This window comes from Haloferax sp. AS1 (assembly GCF_014530665.1).
Classification (GTDB): Archaea; Halobacteriota; Halobacteria; order Halobacteriales; family Haloferacaceae; genus Haloferax; species Haloferax volcanii.
Window position 1 is genome coordinate 2,298,202 of record NZ_SPSA01000001.1, and the last position, 17,060, is coordinate 2,315,261.

The following is a 17,060-nucleotide window of genomic DNA, read 5'->3' on the forward strand; positions in this document are numbered from 1 at the left end:
CACCACGGTTTACGCATGCGACTCCTCGCGTTCGACGGCCGGATGGGTGCCAGCGGCGATATGCTCCTCGGCGCGCTCGTCGCCGCCGGCGCTGACCCGTCGGTCCTCTCGCCCGTCGAAGACGCCCTCGACGTGACCTACCGCGTCCACGAGGTCGACAAAAACGGTATCCTCGCGACCAAGGTGGACGTGCTCCTCGCGGAGGCCGACGGGGGCGACCCCCGCGGCGAGGGTCACGGCGACGACCACCGACGCCTGCGCGCCGACGGCGACGACGGAGCAGACTCCGACGACGGTGGCGACGGCGACGACGCCGAACACAGCCATCAGCACCAGTACCACCACCACGACCACGCTCACGACGAGGAGCAGACTCACCACGACGGCGACGACAGCCACGGACAGTCGCAGGGCCACGACCACAGTCACCCGCATTCTCACGACGACCACAAACACCACCACTCCCACGACGACCACGCCCACGCCGAGGGTCACGGCCCGCACCGGACCTACCCCGAGGTCGTCGACCTCGTCGAGTCGATGAATCTCCCGCCGGGCGTCGTCGCGGACGCGACGGCCATCTTCCGCGTGCTCGGCGAGGCCGAGGCCGAGGTCCACGGCACGAACCTCGACGCGACGCACTTCCACGAGGTCGGCGCGGACGACGCCGTCGCCGACGTGGTCGGGGTCTGTCTCCTCCTCGACGACCTCGGCGTCGACCGCGTCGTCACCGGTCCGGTCGCCGTCGGCGGCGGCGAAACCGAGATGAGCCACGGAACCTACCCGGTCCCCGCGCCCGCCGTGGTCAACATCACCGCGGCGGCCGACTGGTCGGTCCGCGGCGGCCCCGTCGAGGCCGAACTGCTCACCCCCACGGGCGCGGCCATCCTCGCGCACCTCGCCGAGGGCGTCGAGACGCTCCCGTCGATGTCGGTCGAGTCGTCGGGCTACGGGGCCGGCGGCTGGGAGTTCCCCGACCACCCGAACGTCCTCCGCGCGGTCGTCGGCGACGGCGGCTCGCGGCTCGTCCGCGACGAGATTACCGTCCTCGAAACGAACCTCGACGACGCGCCGCCCGAAGTCCTCGGCGGCCTCCAAGCGACCCTGAAAGACGCCGGCGCGCGCGACGTGACCATCGTCCCGACGACGATGAAGAAGTCCCGCCCCGGCCACCTCGTCAAGGTCGTCGTCAAGCCGGAAGACGCCGAGCGCGTCGCGTACCGCCTCGCGGTCGAGACCGGCACGCTCGGCATCCGCGAGCACGGCGCGGGCCACCGCTGGACCGCCCGCCGCGAGTTCGAGACGGCGACGCTCGACATCGACGGCGACGACTACGAGGTGAGCGTGAAGGTCGCCAGCGACGCCGACGGCGTCGTCTACGACCGAAGCGCCGAGTACGACGACGCGCTCGCGGTGGCGAACGAGACCGGGGTTCCCGTCCGTGAAATCATGCGCCGCGCCGTCGACGCGGTGGCGTCAGAAGCCGGTGGAACGTAGCTATGAACCCGACGCGGCGCGCCTCATAAACCGAGAGTCGGGTTAACAGCATTCTTTTCCGCCGACCACTCGAACTCTCAGGGGACTCTCTGGGTCTCGTAGCGGACCGTTAGGCGGCCGTTAACGGCGTCGAAACCGCCGCCGCGGACGCTCATTCCTCGCGCGAGCGGTGTTCGTCCAGCGCCTCGTCGATGCTCAGTTCGCCGCCGGCGACGCGCCGCGCGAGGTCCTCGTCGATGGTGCGGTTGTCTTCGGATGCCTCCCGGGAGCGCGCCTTGATGCGCGTCAGTTCGCCCTCGGTCGGCTCTATCTCGCGGGACTCGATGCGCTCGCCGTCCCGGCGGGCGATGTTCACCGCGGCGAGCACGTCGCCCATGCCGCGCGCGCCGCTGCCGAGGTACGGCGTCGTCCCGGTCTCGTCGACGAGTTCGACCGCGACGCCGTCGAGTTCGTTGATGAGCTTCGCGCCCTGTAAGCGCGCGCCGTCGCCGATGCGGACCACGGGGTCGACCGCGTCGTCGGTCTCCTCTCGGATGACGTCGACGGCGTCCGCAAGCGGGACGTGGAACGCGGCGACGACCGTCTCGCCCGAGAGGACCGCGATGCCCGGTCTCGTTCCGGGGTCGACGCCGACGACGGTCTGTCCGCCGTCGCCGCGGAGGCTGGCGAGCGCCTCGTCGACGGCCCGGCGCACGTCGTCGCCCGTGGCGGTCACGCGGGTCACGTTCCCGTCGGAGCCCGTGCCGTCGAGGTCGTCGTCCGGGCCGGTGAGGAGGACGCGCGCCCGCTCGGGAAGCGAGTCGCCCGGCTCGACGGTCGTAAACGTGACACCTCGGCTCCGGAGTTCGGACACGGCCTCGTGGTAGAGGTCGAAGTCCGCGGTGGCGACGACTATCACGGGGGCCTCTTGGCGACGGCGACGAATAAAGCGTTGTGCGCGAGGCGCTCGCGGCGGTCGGGAGCCGGCGTCGACTCGGTGACCGCGCGATGCCGGAACGCGCCGGCGGCGGCCCGGCGACGACCGGGGTGGACCGGGGTCTTTTTCGGCCGGTGGCACTCACCTCCTGACGTGACAGAGTCAGTCTCCACCGGCTGTGACGCGCTCGACGACCTCCTCGACGGCGGGTTCGAACGCGGCACCGTCACGCAGGTGTACGGTCCCTCCGCGGCCGGCAAGACGAACGTCGCGCTCTCGGCGGCGGTCCGGGTCGCCGCCGCGGGCGGCACCGTCGTCTACATCGACACCGAGGGCCTGTCGGTCGACCGCTTCCAACAGCTCGCGGAGGCGGTCGCCCCCGAGGACGTGGAGTCTGTGACCTCGCGGCTGATGATAAGCGAGGCGTACGACTTCGAGGACCAAGAGCAGGCCGTCCGCGACGCCGAGGAGTTCGCCGCCAGCGCCGACCTCATCGTCCTCGACTCCGCGACCGGGTTCTACCGGCTCGAACGAACCGCCGAGGGCGACGGCGGCGAGGCGCTGCGCCGGGTGGCCCGGCAGGTCACCCACCTGCTGTCGCTCGCGCGCAAACACGACCTCGCGGTCGTCCTGACGAACCAGGTGTACGCCGACCCCGACTCCGACCGGACGCGCGCGCTCGGCGGCCACACCCTCGAACACTGGACGGGGACCGTCGTCCGCCTCGACCGCTTCCGCGGCGGCAACCGCCGGGCGACGCTGGAGAAACACCGCGCGAAACCCGCCGGGGAGACGGCGACATTTAAGATAACTGACCGCGGGCTCTCCGCGACTGACGTGTAGAAAAAGGGTCGACGCGGCCGGGGAGACGACCCGGCCGAATCCCGCTCCTGTCTTCGATTTCCGTTCCCGTTCTCGTTCCCGTTCGGGCGCGCCGGTGAGTGCCGGCGAGGCTACGGCTTACAGCTCGTTGAGCTTGCGAAGCAGCTGGCCGCGGTAGCGCTCGTCGGCCTCGAAGCCCTTGACTTCGAGCACGTTGCGTTCGAGCTTGTCGAGCGCGACGTGGAACGCGTGTTCTGCGCCGTAGCCCTCGCCGCTGCCCGCCAGTTGCCCGTGGCTCGTGCGGAGCCGAATCTGGCACTGGATGAGCGGCGTGCCGCGGAGCTTCTCTTTGTGCTCGTGGAAGCGGACGTGGGCGTGGAGCACGCTCATCCGCTGGTACTTGTCCGCGACCTCGGTGATAGCCGAGTTGATGTCGGCGCGGCTCAGCGTCTCGATGAGGCCGATGTTCGTGACCTGCACGTCCATCTGCTCTTCTTCGGTGTAGGTGAGCGCGCGGAGCACGTCGGTCTTCGTCACGACGCCGAGCACCTCGCCGTCGTCGTCGGCGGGCGTGACGACCAGCCCGGCGATGTCGTGTTCCAGCATGCGCGCGACCGCGTCGCGGACGCTCTCGTCGGGCGTCGCCGTGCGCGCCGGGCTGGTCATCAGGTCGTAGACCGGGAGGTCGAGCATCCGGTCGGTGTCGCCGCGGCGGTCCTGTTTGCCCTGCCGACCCTCGTCGCGCACCATGAACTCGACGAGGTCGTAGGTGGTCAGGATACCTTCGAGGCGGCCCTCGTCGTTGACGACCGGCAGCCGCGAGACGCCGTGTTCGCGGAGGCGGTTGATGGCCTGCCCGAGGTGGTCGCGCTCGCCGACGGTGACCACGTCGTCGGTGTAAATCTGCTCGACGGTCAGCGCGTCGAGGTTGTCGAGCACGGCTTCGAGGATGGCGTCCTGCGTGATGATGCCGTACTGTTTTTCGCCCTCGTAGACCGGCGCGACCTTCGTGTCGCCCTCGACGAGCATGCGCGCGACCTCGCGCACGTTCTCGTGACGGTCTATCTTGGGGACGGCCTTCGTCAGCGCGGCCGCTTTGGTGTTGTCTTCGACGTGCGAGTTGATGAGCTGCTTCTCACCGATGACGCCCGCGTACTCGCCGTCGTCCTGAACGATGATGCCCTTAGGGTTTTCCCGCTCGAAGATGGAGCGGACTTTGCCTAATCGCTCGTTAACGTCGACCTCGATGAAATCAGGAGTGGCGATATCAGCAATATCCATAATACATCCTTACATACAACGCCTCGTCTCTTGAAGGTTCGTCCCGTTTCCATCCGCTAGGAAGGACCGAAATCGCAAGGCCACGACGGGGCTGAAGGAGCGAATTCCGCCGGCAGACGGCCTATGACCATTGGTAACACCTCTCTCGATGAATATCACCGTTTCTTGCCGACGCGTCGGCCGGTGCTGTCGGCCGCGAGGAGCAGTACTGTCATTCGATTGCCAGCCGTCGTCGGGTCATCTCGGGGGCGACAGCCGGTCTCGCCCCGCCGAAATCGAACCAGTTAGTTCCCCGAATTCAGCGGTAGTCCCGGCCTAACCGGCCGAATTCGGACATCTAGTCGCTCCATACTTACAGCCGTTCCTACCGTTCAGTATTTCCAGAGAATGGCGTCTCCTGACAAGAACTCCCAAACTGACCGCCTCGATGGCGAAGAATCGTTCCGAGCAGACGGTGCCGGCACCGCCGAACTGGTCCCCACGACCGGGCCGGAGGCGATGGCCGCCCGCGCGAGTGAACTCCCGGTCCCCGCGTCGGACCGCATCGAATACGGCCCCGTCGAAGACCTCGCTGTCGACGAATCGGCGGACGACGACCGCCCGGAGACGCTCCGGGAGGCCGTCCTCCGCGAAGTGAAGGCGTTCTTCGCTGAAGTCGACGAGACGGCGTTCGCGCCGGCTCCCTCCGAAGCGTTCATCGAAGACCAGTTCTTCGACTTCTCGTTCCTCGAGGGCGTCGAGACCGTCGAACACTACTGGGTGAACAAGCCCTTCGCGTTCGTCTCCATCCTGTACGACCACGAGAAGCGCGAACACCGGTACCACGTGAGCGAACCGCGCCTCGACGACTTCGAGGACTTCGTGCGCGACGACCTGACGAAGATTCTGCGCAACAGCCTGCTGTACCGCGACCTCGACGCCGACGGCGACCGCGAGGACGTGTTCGACGACGAGGCCCGCGAGATCATCTCCGAACACGCGGCGACGGTCGAAGACGGGTCGCTCTGGAAGCTGTTTTACTTCCTGCTTCGGGACTTCATCCACTTCGGCCGCATCGACCCCGTGATGCGCGACCCCGGCATCGAAGACATCTCCTGTGACGGCGACGACGTGCCCGTCTACGTCTTCCACAGCGTCTACCGGGACGTGCCGACGAACGTCGTCTTCGACGACGGCGACCTCTCGTCGTTCACCATCCGCCTCGCGCAACGCGCGGGCAAGCAAGTGACCGTCTCCGACCCGCTCGTGGACGCGAGCCTCCCGGACGGCTCCCGCGTCCAGTTGACTCTCGGCTCCGACGTGGCCACCCGCGGGTCGAACTTCACCATCCGGAAGTTCTCGGACGTGCCGCTGTCGCCGGTCGACCTCGTGCGCTGGAACACCTTCAGCGTCGAGCAGATGGCGTACTTCTGGCTCGCCATCGAGAACAACCGCTCGCTCATCTTCGCGGGCGGCACGGGCTCCGGGAAGACCACCTCGATGAACGCGGTGTCCTTTTTCGTCCCCGGCCACGCGAAGGTCGTCTCCATCGAGGACACCCGCGAAATCACCCTCCCGCACGACAACTGGATTCAGTCCGTCACCCGCGACACGTTCACGGCGGACGGCCGCGGCGAGGTGTCGATGTACGCGCTCTTGCAGGCCGCGCTCCGACAGCGCCCCGAGTACCTGCTGGTCGGTGAGATTCGCACGGAAGAGCGCGTCGCCCTGACGTTCTTCCACTCCATCGCCACGGGCCACACCGCGTACACGACGTTCCACGCCGACTCCTCGGAGGGCGTGGTCCACCGCATGCGCAACGAACCCCTCGGCGTGCCCGCCCAGATGCTGTCGGACCTCGACATCATCTCGGTCCAAAAGCAGATTCACCTCGACGGCGACCGGACCCGCCGGAACATCGCCGTCACCGAAATCGCCGGCGTCCACGACGACGGCGAGGTCGAACTCCGCGACGTGTTCAAGCGCAACCCCGAGAACGACGCTCACGAGCGCGTCGGTGACTCGGTCGTCCTCGACGAAATCGCCGCCGAGCGCGGCTGGACGAAAGCCGACCTCAAATACGAACTCGACGTTCGCGCCGACGTGCTCCGGTACATCGCCGCCTCGGGCGTCGACGACTACCTGACCGTCTCGGCCGTGATTCGCCGCTTCGAGCGCGACCGCGAAGGCCTCCTCGCGCACGTCTACGCCGAGACCTCGCTGGTCTCCGTCGACGAAAACGGCGAGGCCGACGAGAGCGACGACCCCGCGGCGGGCGAAAACGACGCCGCGGCCGACGACTTCGACGACGAAATCGAGGTCTCGCCCGAAACCGAACGTCTGCTCGCGGACCTGTTCGACATCGAGTTAGACGACGACGCGGACGGCGACTCGGACGACGATGCCGACGACGATGAGGTGGCTGACGCCGCCGAGGCGGAGGCCGCCCCCGCCGCCGACGAAAGCGAAGCCGCCACCCCCGACGCCGCCGACGAATCCGATGACCCCGACGATGTCGGGACCGACTGGGAAGTCGTCGGTGACGACGCCGACGCCGGCGCAGACGACGCGGAAGCCGATTCCGCTGTCGTCGCGGACGCCTCGGACGCGTCGCCCGACGACCCCGACGACGCTGACGAGACCGTGACCGACGACGACCGGGAGGCCGACGATGCCCGCTGACTCGTCGACTTCGGTCCCCCTGCCCGACTACGAGGTCGAGCAGTACTTCCCGCGCGAACACTTCGACGAGTCGCCCGAGGAGGTCGAACGACTGCGCCAGCGCTACGGCTACGTCCGCACGTACTTCAAGCGCCACCCGGCGGGCCACCGCGACCTCCAGCGCTGGCTGAACCAGACCCGCGTGGGCACGACCTACGACCTGTATCTCACCCAGTCGATGAAGCTGGCGCTCGTCACCGCGGCGTTCGGCTCGCTCGTCGGCCTCGCGCTCACGTTCGTCCTCGCCCGCACGGGCGTGCTGGCGAACGCGTCGAGCCCCGTGAGCCTCGGCGTCGCGGCGGGGTACGTCGCCCCGCTTGCCCCCTACAAGGTGCCCATCCTCGGCGCGGCCCTCGTCGCCCTCGTCGGCGGGGTAGCGGCCGCCGGGACCTACTACGCCCGGTACTACCTCCCCAAGAGCCGCGCCGAGATGCGCGGCCGCAGCATCGACATCCTGCTCCCGCACGCCATCGTCTACATGTACGCGCTCAGCCACGGCGGGATGAGCTTCCTCGAAGTCATCCGCTCCGTCGCCGACGCGCCCGACTACGGCGAGGTGTCCCGCGAGTTCGAGATGATCGCCCGCGACATGGACCTGTTCGGTAACGACCTGTTCACGGCGCTCCGCAACTCGCGGAACCTGACGCCCTCGATTAACTTCGAGCAGTTCCTCGACGACCTGCTTTCGGTCCTCGACTCCGGCGGCGACGTGACCGCCTTCCTCGACCGCGAGTCCGCGACGTACCTCGAAGAGGCCCGCGACGAACAGGAGGACTTCATCGAGACGCTGTCGATGCTCTCGGAGGTGTTCGTCGCCGCGTTCGTCGCCGCGCCGCTCCTGCTCATCGTCACCCTGATGGTCATCAGCTTCCTCGGCGGCGACACGCTCGTCCAGCTGTACGCGCTGAACTACCTCATCTTCCCGCTGGGGATGGGGCTGTTCCTGCTCCTCGTGGACGTGCTCTCCTCGCCGTACACGCAGGACACGGTCCGGACGAAACACGACGTGACCGTCCTCGAAGAGCTTCGGACGGTCGCGGTCGACTTCCTCGGCGCGATGCGCCGCGAAATCCAGCGCGCCCGCGAAGCCCGCTGGGGGAGCGACGACATCGCCTCCGACGGCGGCTTCGTCGACGAGCGACTCGACGACTACCGCCTCGAAAACGCGGTGTACGAGCTTCGGACGCTCATCGGTGACCCGCTGGACATCATGCGCCGCCAGCCGTACCTCTCGGCGGTCGCCACGGTTCCCCTCGCGCTCCTGTCGGTCGTCGCCGTCTACGCGCTCGGCCTCGCGACGCCGACCCTCGACGCCATGCTCGCGAACCCGTACAACACGACGGTCTGGTACGTCGTCCTCCCGTTCGCCATCGTGGCGGTCCCCCTGACGGTGTTCCACGAGCTTCGGACCCGCCGCGAGCGCACGCTCGAACGGCGCTTCCCCGACACGCTGAACCTGCTGTCGAGCGCCAACCAGATGGGTATCTCGCTGGTCGAGTCGCTCGCGCTCGTCTCCCGCTGGTCGACCGGCGCGCTCGCGGACGAACTCCGCGCGCTCCGCAACGACATCCGCTGGAACCACGACGCCCACGCGGCGCTCATGGCGTTCGCCACCCGGCTCAACGTCCCGCAGCTCTCGCGGGTCATCCGGCTCATCGCCAGCGGCGGCCGCACCAGCGGCGACCTCTCGCGCGTCCTCAGCGTCGCCGCGGAGGACACCCGCAACCGCTACAAACTGGAGAAGTCCCGCCGTCGCGCGATGGGCTCGTACATCGCCATCGTCGTCATCGGGTACTTCGTCTACCTGTTCGTCATCCTGATGCTCGGCGCGAGCTACCTCGGCCCCCTCGCCGAGATGTCCGTGCCCACGACGGCGTCGAACGGACAGTCGCTCCCCATCGGCATCTCGTCGGTGCCGCTGGCGAACTTCCACGTGGTGTTCTTCCACTCCGCGCTGATTCAGGCGGTCGGCAGTGGGCTCCTCGCCGGAAAACTGGCCGACAACAGCGCCCTCAGCGGGCTGAAGTACGCCCTCGGACTGTCCGCGCTGGCGCTCGTCGCCTTCGCACTGGTGTAAGGCCATGACTCACAACACTTCCCCCAAACACACGAAATCGCCCCGCAGGCACGCACTGCGCGGGTTCGTCGCGGGCGCGGCCCGCCGCGGTTCGCACCTCCGCGGTGACCGCCGCGGAGCCTCGGCCATCCTCGGCACGATGCTCGCGTTCGCGCTCGTCGTCTCGCTCGTCGCGATGGTGCAGGTCTCGGCGGTCCCCGCGTGGAACCAACAGACCGAGTTCGAACACCTCACGGCCGCCGAGACCGACTTCGCCGCGTTCGACGAGAGCGTCTCGAAGGCGGTCGACGGCCGGCAGACCCGCGCGACCCTCGACGCCGGCGTCGACTACCCGACCCGCGCGCTGTTCGTCTCGCCCGCCGCCGGCTCCGGCAGCCTCCGGACGACCGACCCCGCGACGGCCCGCATCTCCGGCGCGGTCGCGACCGGCGAGACCGGCAGCTACTGGGACGGCTCCGAGCACGCGTTCGACACCCAGCAGTTCGTCTACCGCCCCGACTACCGGTACCTCCAGAGCGAACCGTCGCTCGTCCACGAGGGGACCGCGCAGTACACCGCCTACGCAGGTAGCGAGGTCGGCGCGACCCAGTCGCTCGTCGACGGCACCAAGGTGTCGCTCGTCTTCCTCGAAGGCGACATCGACACCGCGACGAGCGAGGCGACCACCTTCGGCGTCGTCCCCCTGAGCGCCGGCACCGACTACATCACCGTCACCGACGCGGGCGCGCCCATCACCATCTCGGTCCCCACCCGGCTCTCCGAAGACGCGTGGCGCGACCTGCTGGCCGACGAACCCAACGTCCGCTCTATCGCCTACGCGACCGGCACCGATTCCAACACCCTGACGGTCGAACTCGAACCCGGCAAGACCTACGACCTGCGGCTCTCGCGGGTCGGCATCGACACCCCCGGCGCGCTCCAAGCGCCCGCCTACATCGTCGACGTCGAGGGCGACAACGCCGTCGTCCCGCCGGGTGCGAGCCACCGGGCCGTCGTCGAGGTCCGCGACGCGCAGAACAACCCCGTCCCCAACGCGGTCGTCACGGCCAGCCCCGGCCTGACCGCCGAAAGCGGGCGCATCGTCGCACGTGACACCGGCACCGTCTCGACCGTCACCGATTCGGACGGCCGCGCGACGTTCGTCTACACCGCGACCGGAAGCGTCGACGGCGTCGTCAACGACGCGTTCGACGTGGTCGTCGAGGACGCCGCGGGCGCGACCGTCGACCGCGTGACCTTCGACGTACAGCTCCGCGAGGGCGGCGTCACCGACCCGCTCCGCGGGCTCGTGGCCGCCGTCGACGACCCCGGATTCGTCTACGCCGATGTCGACGGAAACGGCGAGTTCGACGGCGCTGACTACCGCGTCAACGACACCGGCACGGGCGGCGACGTGACATACGACGCCGGAACCGACCGGCTCGTCGTCCCGCCGAGCACCGGGACCATCGTCTCCGACCGCGACGTCACCCTCGCGGGCGACGGAGTCTCGCTCCACGTCGACACCGTCGCCACCGGCTCGAACAGCCGAATCGACATCGACGCCGGAAGCGGCTCGCTGGCCGCGGTCGGCGTGAGCGTCACCTCGGTGTCGGGCCAGGACATCACCGTAGTTGCGGGCGACGAAATCGACCTCTCCGGCGCGTCGGTCACGCAGGGAAGCAAAGCCAGCCTCTCCATCGAGGCCGGCGGCGACATCGACCTCGACAACGCCGGGGTGACGGTCGCACAGGACAGCAACAGCCTCCGTATCGTCTCGATGAACGGCTTCGTCAGCGCCCGGAGCGCCGACATCAGCGGGAAGGGCGACATCCGAATCGACGGCACGGACGGCGTCGACCTCGCCGGGGCCGGCCTCTCGGGGGTCAAGGACAACGGCGCGCTCGACGTCGTCTCCGCGCGCGGCGGGGTCAATCTCAACGGCGTGGTCATGCTCGGCGACGGCGACATCGTCGTCGACGCCGAGGGCAACGTCTTCGTCGTCGGCGCGAACATCGCCTCGACCAAGACGGACGTGGTGATAACCTCCGACGGCGGGATGGTCAGCGGCCGCGAGGCCGCCATCTCAGCCGAGGACGACGTGGTCATCACCGCGGCGGTCCGCATCCACCTGCCCGACTCCTCTATCGAAGACGAGGACACGCCAGAACTGAACGCGCCCGAAGTGGAGGTCTGAGCCATGTCTCGCCTCTCTCTCGACTCCCGCGGCGTCTCGGAAATCCTCGGGTTAGTCTTCGCGTTCGGGCTGGTCGTGTCGGTCATCGCGGTGGTCCAACTCGCGGGCACGCCCGTCTGGACCGCCGGCGACGAAGCCGACCACAGCGCCAGCGTCTCGACGGACCTCGCGTCGCTCGACTCGCAGGTGTTCCGCGCCTCCGGCGTCGAGGCCGGCAGCCGCGTCGCGGTCGACTCGGACGTGTCGTACCCCGAGCGGTATCTCGTGGTCTCGCCGCCCGACAGCGTCGGGACGTTCCGGGTCGACGGCGCGGATGCCGTGACGGTCACGGGCGTCTCCGCGGTCGGTCCCGAAGCGGTGTTCTGGGACGGCACGACCCGCACCTACGAGACCGGAGCCATCGTCTACGAGGCCGACTACGCCGAGCGCGACGAGGCGCGGATGGTGCTCGAAAGCGGCGTCTCGTACCTCGAAACCGACGGGACCCCCGTCGTCCACCGCCAGTCGCTCGTCCGCGGCACGACCGTCACGCTCGTGTTCTTCGAGGGCGACCTCGACGGTCACACGACCGCCGGCGACACCGTGGCGCTCGCTCCCGTCTCCGTGCGCTCCGAGTCGCTGCCGGTGTACAGCGCCACCGACCCGGTGCGTATCTCGGTGCCGACCTACCTCTCTGAGGACGCGTGGGTCGACCTCATGGCCGAGGAACCCCACGCGCGAGTCGTCTCCCACGTCGCCAGCGGCGACCACGCGGTCGTCACTATCGAACTCGACGCGGGCGTCCGCTACGACTTCCGCGTCGCCCGTCTCGGCGTCGGCGAGGCCGTCGAACCCGACCCCGCCGCCTACGCGGTCGCGGTCGAAGGCGAGGACGCCGCAGTCCCCTCGGGCGGCCGCGAGACGCTCGTCGTCCGCGCGTTCGACCGCTACGGCGCGCCCGCCGCGGGCGCGACGCTGACCGTCAGCCCGTCGACCCCGCTCGGCGGCACCGTCGCCCCGACCGCCGGGGCGACCGCCGTCACCGACGAGTCCGGCCGCGCGAGCTTCACGTACACCGCGCCCGACGACGTGACCGAAATCGAAGGCGACACCGTCACCGTCACCCTCGACGGGGCGTCCGGCCCCGGCGCGACGGTCACCATCCCGCTGGAAGTCCGCGGGATGGGCGAGAGCTACGAGGTCCGAAACACCACCGCGTCGACGCCGGAGCCCGAAGACGACTTCGACATCGACGACGGCGAGGTCGTCCCGTCGGACGCCTTCACGGGCGATTTCGAACTGCTCGGCAGCGCCATCACGGACGGGCGGGGTCCCGTTCCCGTCTCCGTCACCTTCGTCGTCGACGGCGAGCAGCACCACTCCGCGGACTGGGACGACGTGAACGACCGCCGGTCCCACTCGTTCAGCGTGACTGGCGACGCCGGTGACTCGCTCGCCATCATCGCCGCCACCGACGGCTACGTCACCGCCGACTCGTCGGTCGACCACCGACAGGTCGCGGTCCTCCGCGACGGCGACCGGGTCCCGAGGATACGGGGCTACAACGGACAGGACGACGCCGCCGAGTTCGTCGCACCCTACATCAGCGACGACGGGAAGACGATGGAACTCGACAGCAACCAGGCCATCTTCCTGTTCGAACTCGGAACGACCGACACGCACAGTCCCGCGTTCGATATGCAGGACGTGGTCATCCTCGTGACCCTCTGGGAGGACGGGGGGGGAGGCGACTGAGTCGGCCGCCACCCGCCCGTCGCGCTCGTCAGGCGCGCCAACCCATTCTTCGGTCTTTTTTCTCGTCGCGTCCGCGCGACCGCCGTATCGTTAACATCCGCGTCGCCGTAGGGTCGCGTATGTCGTTCGACCCCGACCGCGTCTCGACGGTCACGTTCGACTCGTACAGCACGCTCGTGGATGTCGACGCCGCCGAGAAAGCGCTCGCCGAGCGCGTCGACGACCCCGAACCCGTCTCGAAGCTGTGGCGGTCGCGGTCGCTCGAATACACGTTCGTCGGCAACCACGTCGACGAGTACGAACCCTTCTACGAGGTCAACCGCGCGGCGCTCCAGTACGCGCTGGAGGCCCACGACGTGTCCGTCTCCGCGAGCGAGCGCGACGCGATTCTCTCGGTGTACCACGAACTCGACGTGTTCGACGACGTGCGCGACGCGGTCGGTCGCCTCCGCGACGCCGGCTACGACTGCTACGTCGTCTCCAACGGGAACCCCGAGATGCTCGATTCGATGGTCGACCACGCCGACATCCGCGACCTCCTCGACGGCGTCGTCAGCGCCGACGAGGTCGGAGTGTTCAAACCCGACGCGGAAATCTACCGCCACGCGGCCGCCCGGACCGGGACGCCCATCGACGAAATCGCCCACGCGACCGCCGGCTGGTTCGACGTGATGGGGGCGCAACACGCCGGAATGCAGGGCGTCTGGGTCGACCGGAAAGCGTCGCCGTGGGAACCGTTCGGGCCGGAGCCCGACCTCGCCGTCTCCGACCTCACGACGCTCGTCGAGGCGCTCGCCGGCGGCGGTCCGAGCGCGGCGGACTGACGCTCGCGGCTCCCGCCGCGCCCGAGACGGCGCGTGGCATATGCTCACAATACTATTACCGCTGGCCGCACATCTATCCGGATGGAACGGCGGCGCGTGAAAGGCGGCATTCTGGCCGCTATCGGGTTCGTTCTATCTCCGCTTTCGTGGTGGAACGACCTCGTGGTCAACCTCCCGCTGGCCTACGCGTTCGGCGTCGCGGTGAGCCTCATCTCCAGAAGCTGGTTCCTTCCGGGCGTCGTCGCGGGCTACTGGCTGACGAACGTCATCGGGTTCGTCCTGCTTCACAAGGGCGCGGTCGACGCAGTCTCGGCGGAGGCACATCCGTACACCGCTCGGCGGTTCACCAAGGATTTCGCCATCTCGGTCGGCTACACCGTACTCGTGGTGCTGTTGGTCTGGTTCGGGTTCCTCAGCGTTCCCGACGGCCTGCTCGCGGCGCTCGGTCGCTGACTTCGGTCGGGCCGGCGCTCGCCGTGTGAAAATAGCTCCGAGCCGACCCGGTGGTGGGTCCGAGTCGGCCGGTAGTCGGCGGTTCAGCTCTCCGTTTCGTTATGGATGGGTGTCTCGGTCGGCGGTGCTGTCTCCGTGTCGTCGTCAGTGGTCGTTGTCTCCGTATCGTCGTCAGTGGTCGTTGTCTCCGTATCGTCGTCAGTGGTCGTTGTCTCCGTATCGTCGTCAGTGGTCGTTGGTTCCTCCGTCGTCGGTTCCTCACCGATAGTCACGACTGCGTCGTCGGTGACGGGCGTGCCGTTGACCGTGTACGGGCCGTCTTCAGTTCCGTTGGAGGTGAGGAAGTCGAGCGTCTGGTTGTCGTTGGTGTCGAGATGCGCCTGCGCCGTGAGGTTCACGCTCTCGTTCTCGCTCAGCGGTTCGAGGAGCGGCACGGTAACGTTCTCCTGTGGGCCGGAGTCGAGGTAGTCGGTCGCGCCGACGACCGAGCCATTCTCGTCGAGGATGGCGATGTAGCCACCGTCGGAGAGGTTCGCGCTCGTGACGGTCACGTTACTGCCGTCGGACTCCTGGTCGTCGAACTGGAGCGTCGCGGTCGGCTCGTCGGTTCCGTTCGTCGGCTCCTCGCTGACGGTCACGACTGCGTCGTCGGTGACGGGCGTGTCGTTCATCGTGTACGGACCGTCCTCGGTCCCGTTGGAGGTGAGGAAGTCGAGCGTCTGGTTGCCGTTGGTATCGAGGTGCGCCTGCGCGGTCAAGTTGGCACTCTCGTTCAGCGGTTCGAGGAGGGATACGGTGACGTTCTCCTGCGGGCCGGAGTCGAGGTAGTCGGTCGCGCCGACCACGGAACCGTTCTCATCGAGGATGGCGATGTAGCCGCCGTCGGAGAGGTTGGCGCTCGCGACGGTCACGTTCGTGCCGTCGGACTCTTGGTCGTCGAACCGGAGCGTCGCGGTCGGCTCCTCGGGTTCGGGCTCGGGCTGTTCGCCCACGGTGAGCGTCGCCAGCTCGCCGAAGTCGCGCGTCTCGACGCCGTGGATGTACGTCCCGTCTTCGAGGTCCGTCGTGTTGACGTCGAACTCGATGGTCTCGGTCTCGTTGGGGTTCAGCGCCCAGCCGGTCCGTTCAACCACGTCACCTTCGAGTCGGAACTCGACGCACTGAATCATCGGCACGTCGTTCGGATTGGTGATATCGGCCGACACCGTCACCGGCTCACCGGCTTCGACGCCGGACGGCGCGGAGAGATTGCTCACCCCGAACGACTCATACGTACCGTTGCTCGGATACGTGCAGTACTGTGTCTGCGTCTGCGTCTGTTCTTGTACCTGTGCCTGCTGTGTATCGACCGCCGCCAGACCGGTCCCCGACGCCGCCGCGACGAGGGCGACGACGACGAGGACGCCGGCGATACGTGTTCGTGTGCTCATGTGTCTGCGATGACAATCTACCGACGCCGCCGGCAAAAGCTGACGAGATAGTTTCAATAGTTTCGCGCGTTGGCTGTCAACTTACCTGACGGTGTAGACGGTTAGTCCGCCTCTGATTCCGATACTGGTGGCCTCTCGACCGATTTTTCCGCAACAGTTCACGAAACACGATGTTTCACGCGAGACGCTACGCGTTAACTGTCAGAAAATCGAGTTTGTCGCCAATGCTAACGGGGTAGCTTCTCGTTTATTCGAACGTCCTGACAGTTTGAGTGACGCGGCCGACTGAGCGTTTCGAAACCGGGACGGTGTCGAATCGCTGGCTGTCTCTGAACTACTCGGGAGCTCTAGGGTAGACTTCTCATACGGGTACCGATTGTCCAGTTAAGTTGAGTAGTACGAACCGTAGGTACAGTTGGCGTTACATTCGGGGTCGAATCAGAGATATTGCATACATTATATCCAAAACTTCTTGTATCTGTACCGTATTGGGCTGTGTATGAGCGAATCCACCGAGAATTCGCGGATTGCACCGTACACGGAGTACTCGCGCACCCGTTCGCGGTGTCCCCGATGCGGGACCTCGGTCCCGAAGGAGGCGGTCGGCGACGCGCTGTGTGCGAGCTGCAAGACGGACGTCTCCATCTGATGAGCACGGCCGCACCTCACAGTTCCGACGAATTGGCGGATGCGCCCGTGTTCGACCTCGAATGCATCTACGACGACCCGGAGAACCCGACCGAACTGACCGTGTTCTCCCCGAAATCGGAGGAGTTGACCACGTCGTGGATTACGGTCGACCGCGGCAGCGCCGTCTCACTGGACGATATCGCGTAGGCGCTCGGCTGGCGACGGTTTTCCGTTTTTGTTTTTTGAGGTTTGACTATCGTGTCCTTCAACTCCACGGGTGTCTCGCTCGCTAAGCATGCGAGATATGAGACGATCAGTGGGGCGGGTTCGAACATACTCCTGCCCGCGCAGTTCAGCGATTATGGCCCACAATGGGTCGTAGGACGGCGCGGCACGAAGTGGTGAAGACGTGGCCATCCTCGGCAGTACCTCCTGACGTGAGTCCGCTTCAGAGGCAATCAATGAGCCGACGAATGAAACCCGAAGCCGCCGACGAACGGTATCTCAAAGAACGGAAACT

13 protein-coding genes are annotated in these 17,060 nt (G+C 67.5%); 10 read left to right on the forward strand and 3 right to left on the reverse strand.

Translation table 11 applies throughout. The features are described from left to right. Positions 1–15 precede the first annotated feature (15 nt). Entirely contained in the window at positions 16–1,497 is a 1,482-nt protein-coding gene (larC, locus tag E4P24_RS12060; RefSeq protein WP_188148521.1) for a nickel pincer cofactor biosynthesis protein LarC, read from the forward strand. A 151-nt stretch (positions 1,498–1,648) separates the two neighbouring features. On the opposite strand, the gene E4P24_RS12065 is transcribed toward larC, so the two are convergent. Beyond that, on the reverse strand, positions 1,649–2,395 hold the full coding sequence (locus E4P24_RS12065) for a hypothetical protein (protein ID WP_115802973.1): 747 nt from the start codon (positions 2,393–2,395) through the stop codon (positions 1,649–1,651). A 171-nt stretch (positions 2,396–2,566) separates the two neighbouring features. Here E4P24_RS12065 and radB point away from each other — a divergent pair, with 171 nt between their 5' ends. Continuing rightward, positions 2,567–3,256, forward strand: coding sequence for a DNA repair and recombination protein RadB (radB, locus tag E4P24_RS12070; protein WP_004042272.1), 690 nt, complete (start codon positions 2,567–2,569; stop codon positions 3,254–3,256). A gap of 117 nt (positions 3,257–3,373) precedes the next feature. On the opposite strand, the gene E4P24_RS12075 is transcribed toward radB, so the two are convergent. Further along, the gene (locus E4P24_RS12075) at positions 3,374–4,516 is read right to left on the reverse strand and encodes a CBS domain-containing protein (RefSeq protein WP_004042273.1); all 1,143 of its coding nucleotides are present in this window, start codon (positions 4,514–4,516) and stop codon (positions 3,374–3,376) included. 387 nt (positions 4,517–4,903) lie between these two features. On the opposite strand from E4P24_RS12075, the gene E4P24_RS12080 reads away from it, so the two are divergent. From E4P24_RS12080 to E4P24_RS12105, 6 genes are all read left to right on the forward strand, one after another. Continuing rightward, entirely contained in the window at positions 4,904–7,177 is a 2,274-nt protein-coding gene (locus tag E4P24_RS12080) for a type II/IV secretion system ATPase subunit (protein WP_008605598.1), read from the forward strand. Further along, positions 7,167–9,293: a type II secretion system F family protein gene (locus tag E4P24_RS12085; protein ID WP_115802971.1), complete on the forward strand. Its 2,127-nt coding sequence runs from the start codon at positions 7,167–7,169 to the stop codon at positions 9,291–9,293. Before E4P24_RS12080 ends, E4P24_RS12085 begins: the two co-directional genes overlap by 11 nt. A 4-nt stretch (positions 9,294–9,297) precedes the next feature. Further along, positions 9,298–11,469 carry a hypothetical protein gene (locus E4P24_RS12090; protein WP_188148522.1) on the forward strand — a complete coding sequence of 724 codons (2,172 nt, stop codon included), beginning with the start codon at positions 9,298–9,300 and terminating at the stop codon, positions 11,467–11,469. Between the two features lie 3 nt (positions 11,470–11,472). Beyond that, positions 11,473–13,203: an Ig-like domain-containing protein gene (locus tag E4P24_RS12095; protein ID WP_188148523.1), complete on the forward strand. Its 1,731-nt coding sequence runs from the start codon at positions 11,473–11,475 to the stop codon at positions 13,201–13,203. A gap of 119 nt (positions 13,204–13,322) precedes the next feature. After that, positions 13,323–14,027, forward strand: a complete 705-nt coding sequence (locus tag E4P24_RS12100; RefSeq protein WP_004062580.1) for a haloacid dehalogenase type II — start codon at positions 13,323–13,325, stop codon at positions 14,025–14,027. Between the two features lie 81 nt (positions 14,028–14,108). Continuing rightward, on the forward strand, positions 14,109–14,480 hold the full coding sequence (locus E4P24_RS12105) for a hypothetical protein (protein WP_004042279.1): 372 nt from the start codon (positions 14,109–14,111) through the stop codon (positions 14,478–14,480). Between the two features lie 83 nt (positions 14,481–14,563). Here E4P24_RS12105 and E4P24_RS12110 read toward each other — a convergent pair whose 3' ends face one another. After that, positions 14,564–15,910: a hypothetical protein gene (locus E4P24_RS12110; RefSeq protein ID WP_188148524.1), complete on the reverse strand. Its 1,347-nt coding sequence runs from the start codon at positions 15,908–15,910 to the stop codon at positions 14,564–14,566. 499 nt (positions 15,911–16,409) lie between these two features. Here E4P24_RS12110 and E4P24_RS12115 point away from each other — a divergent pair, with 499 nt between their 5' ends. Both E4P24_RS12115 and E4P24_RS12120 read left to right on the forward strand, forming a co-directional pair. Beyond that, positions 16,410–16,559, forward strand: a complete 150-nt coding sequence (locus E4P24_RS12115; protein WP_171810347.1) for a hypothetical protein — start codon at positions 16,410–16,412, stop codon at positions 16,557–16,559. Next, complete coding sequence (locus E4P24_RS12120; RefSeq protein WP_013035537.1) at positions 16,559–16,747, forward strand: hypothetical protein; 189 nt, start codon at positions 16,559–16,561, stop codon at positions 16,745–16,747. Before E4P24_RS12115 ends, E4P24_RS12120 begins: the two co-directional genes overlap by 1 nt. The last annotated feature ends 313 nt before the right edge of the window (positions 16,748–17,060 follow it).

Bases quoted from the DNA above. Each gene is read 5' to 3' on its own strand.
- E4P24_RS12080 (WP_008605598.1), top strand. From the start codon at position 4,904: ATGGCGTCTCCTGACAAGAACTCCCAAACTGACCGCCTCGATGGCGAA.
- E4P24_RS12105 (WP_004042279.1), top strand. From the start codon at position 14,109: ATGGAACGGCGGCGCGTGAAAGGCGGCATTCTGGCCGCTATCGGGTTC.
- E4P24_RS12100 (WP_004062580.1), top strand. From the start codon at position 13,323: ATGTCGTTCGACCCCGACCGCGTCTCGACGGTCACGTTCGACTCGTAC.
- E4P24_RS12090 (WP_188148522.1), top strand. From the start codon at position 9,298: ATGACTCACAACACTTCCCCCAAACACACGAAATCGCCCCGCAGGCAC.
- E4P24_RS12095 (WP_188148523.1), top strand. From the start codon at position 11,473: ATGTCTCGCCTCTCTCTCGACTCCCGCGGCGTCTCGGAAATCCTCGGG.
- larC (WP_188148521.1), top strand. From the start codon at position 16: ATGCGACTCCTCGCGTTCGACGGCCGGATGGGTGCCAGCGGCGATATG.
- E4P24_RS12120 (WP_013035537.1), top strand. From the start codon at position 16,559: ATGAGCACGGCCGCACCTCACAGTTCCGACGAATTGGCGGATGCGCCC.
- E4P24_RS12110 (WP_188148524.1), bottom strand. From the start codon at position 15,910: ATGAGCACACGAACACGTATCGCCGGCGTCCTCGTCGTCGTCGCCCTC.
- E4P24_RS12075 (WP_004042273.1), bottom strand. From the start codon at position 4,516: ATGGATATTGCTGATATCGCCACTCCTGATTTCATCGAGGTCGACGTT.
- E4P24_RS12115 (WP_171810347.1), top strand. From the start codon at position 16,410: ATGAGCGAATCCACCGAGAATTCGCGGATTGCACCGTACACGGAGTAC.
- E4P24_RS12085 (WP_115802971.1), top strand. From the start codon at position 7,167: ATGCCCGCTGACTCGTCGACTTCGGTCCCCCTGCCCGACTACGAGGTC.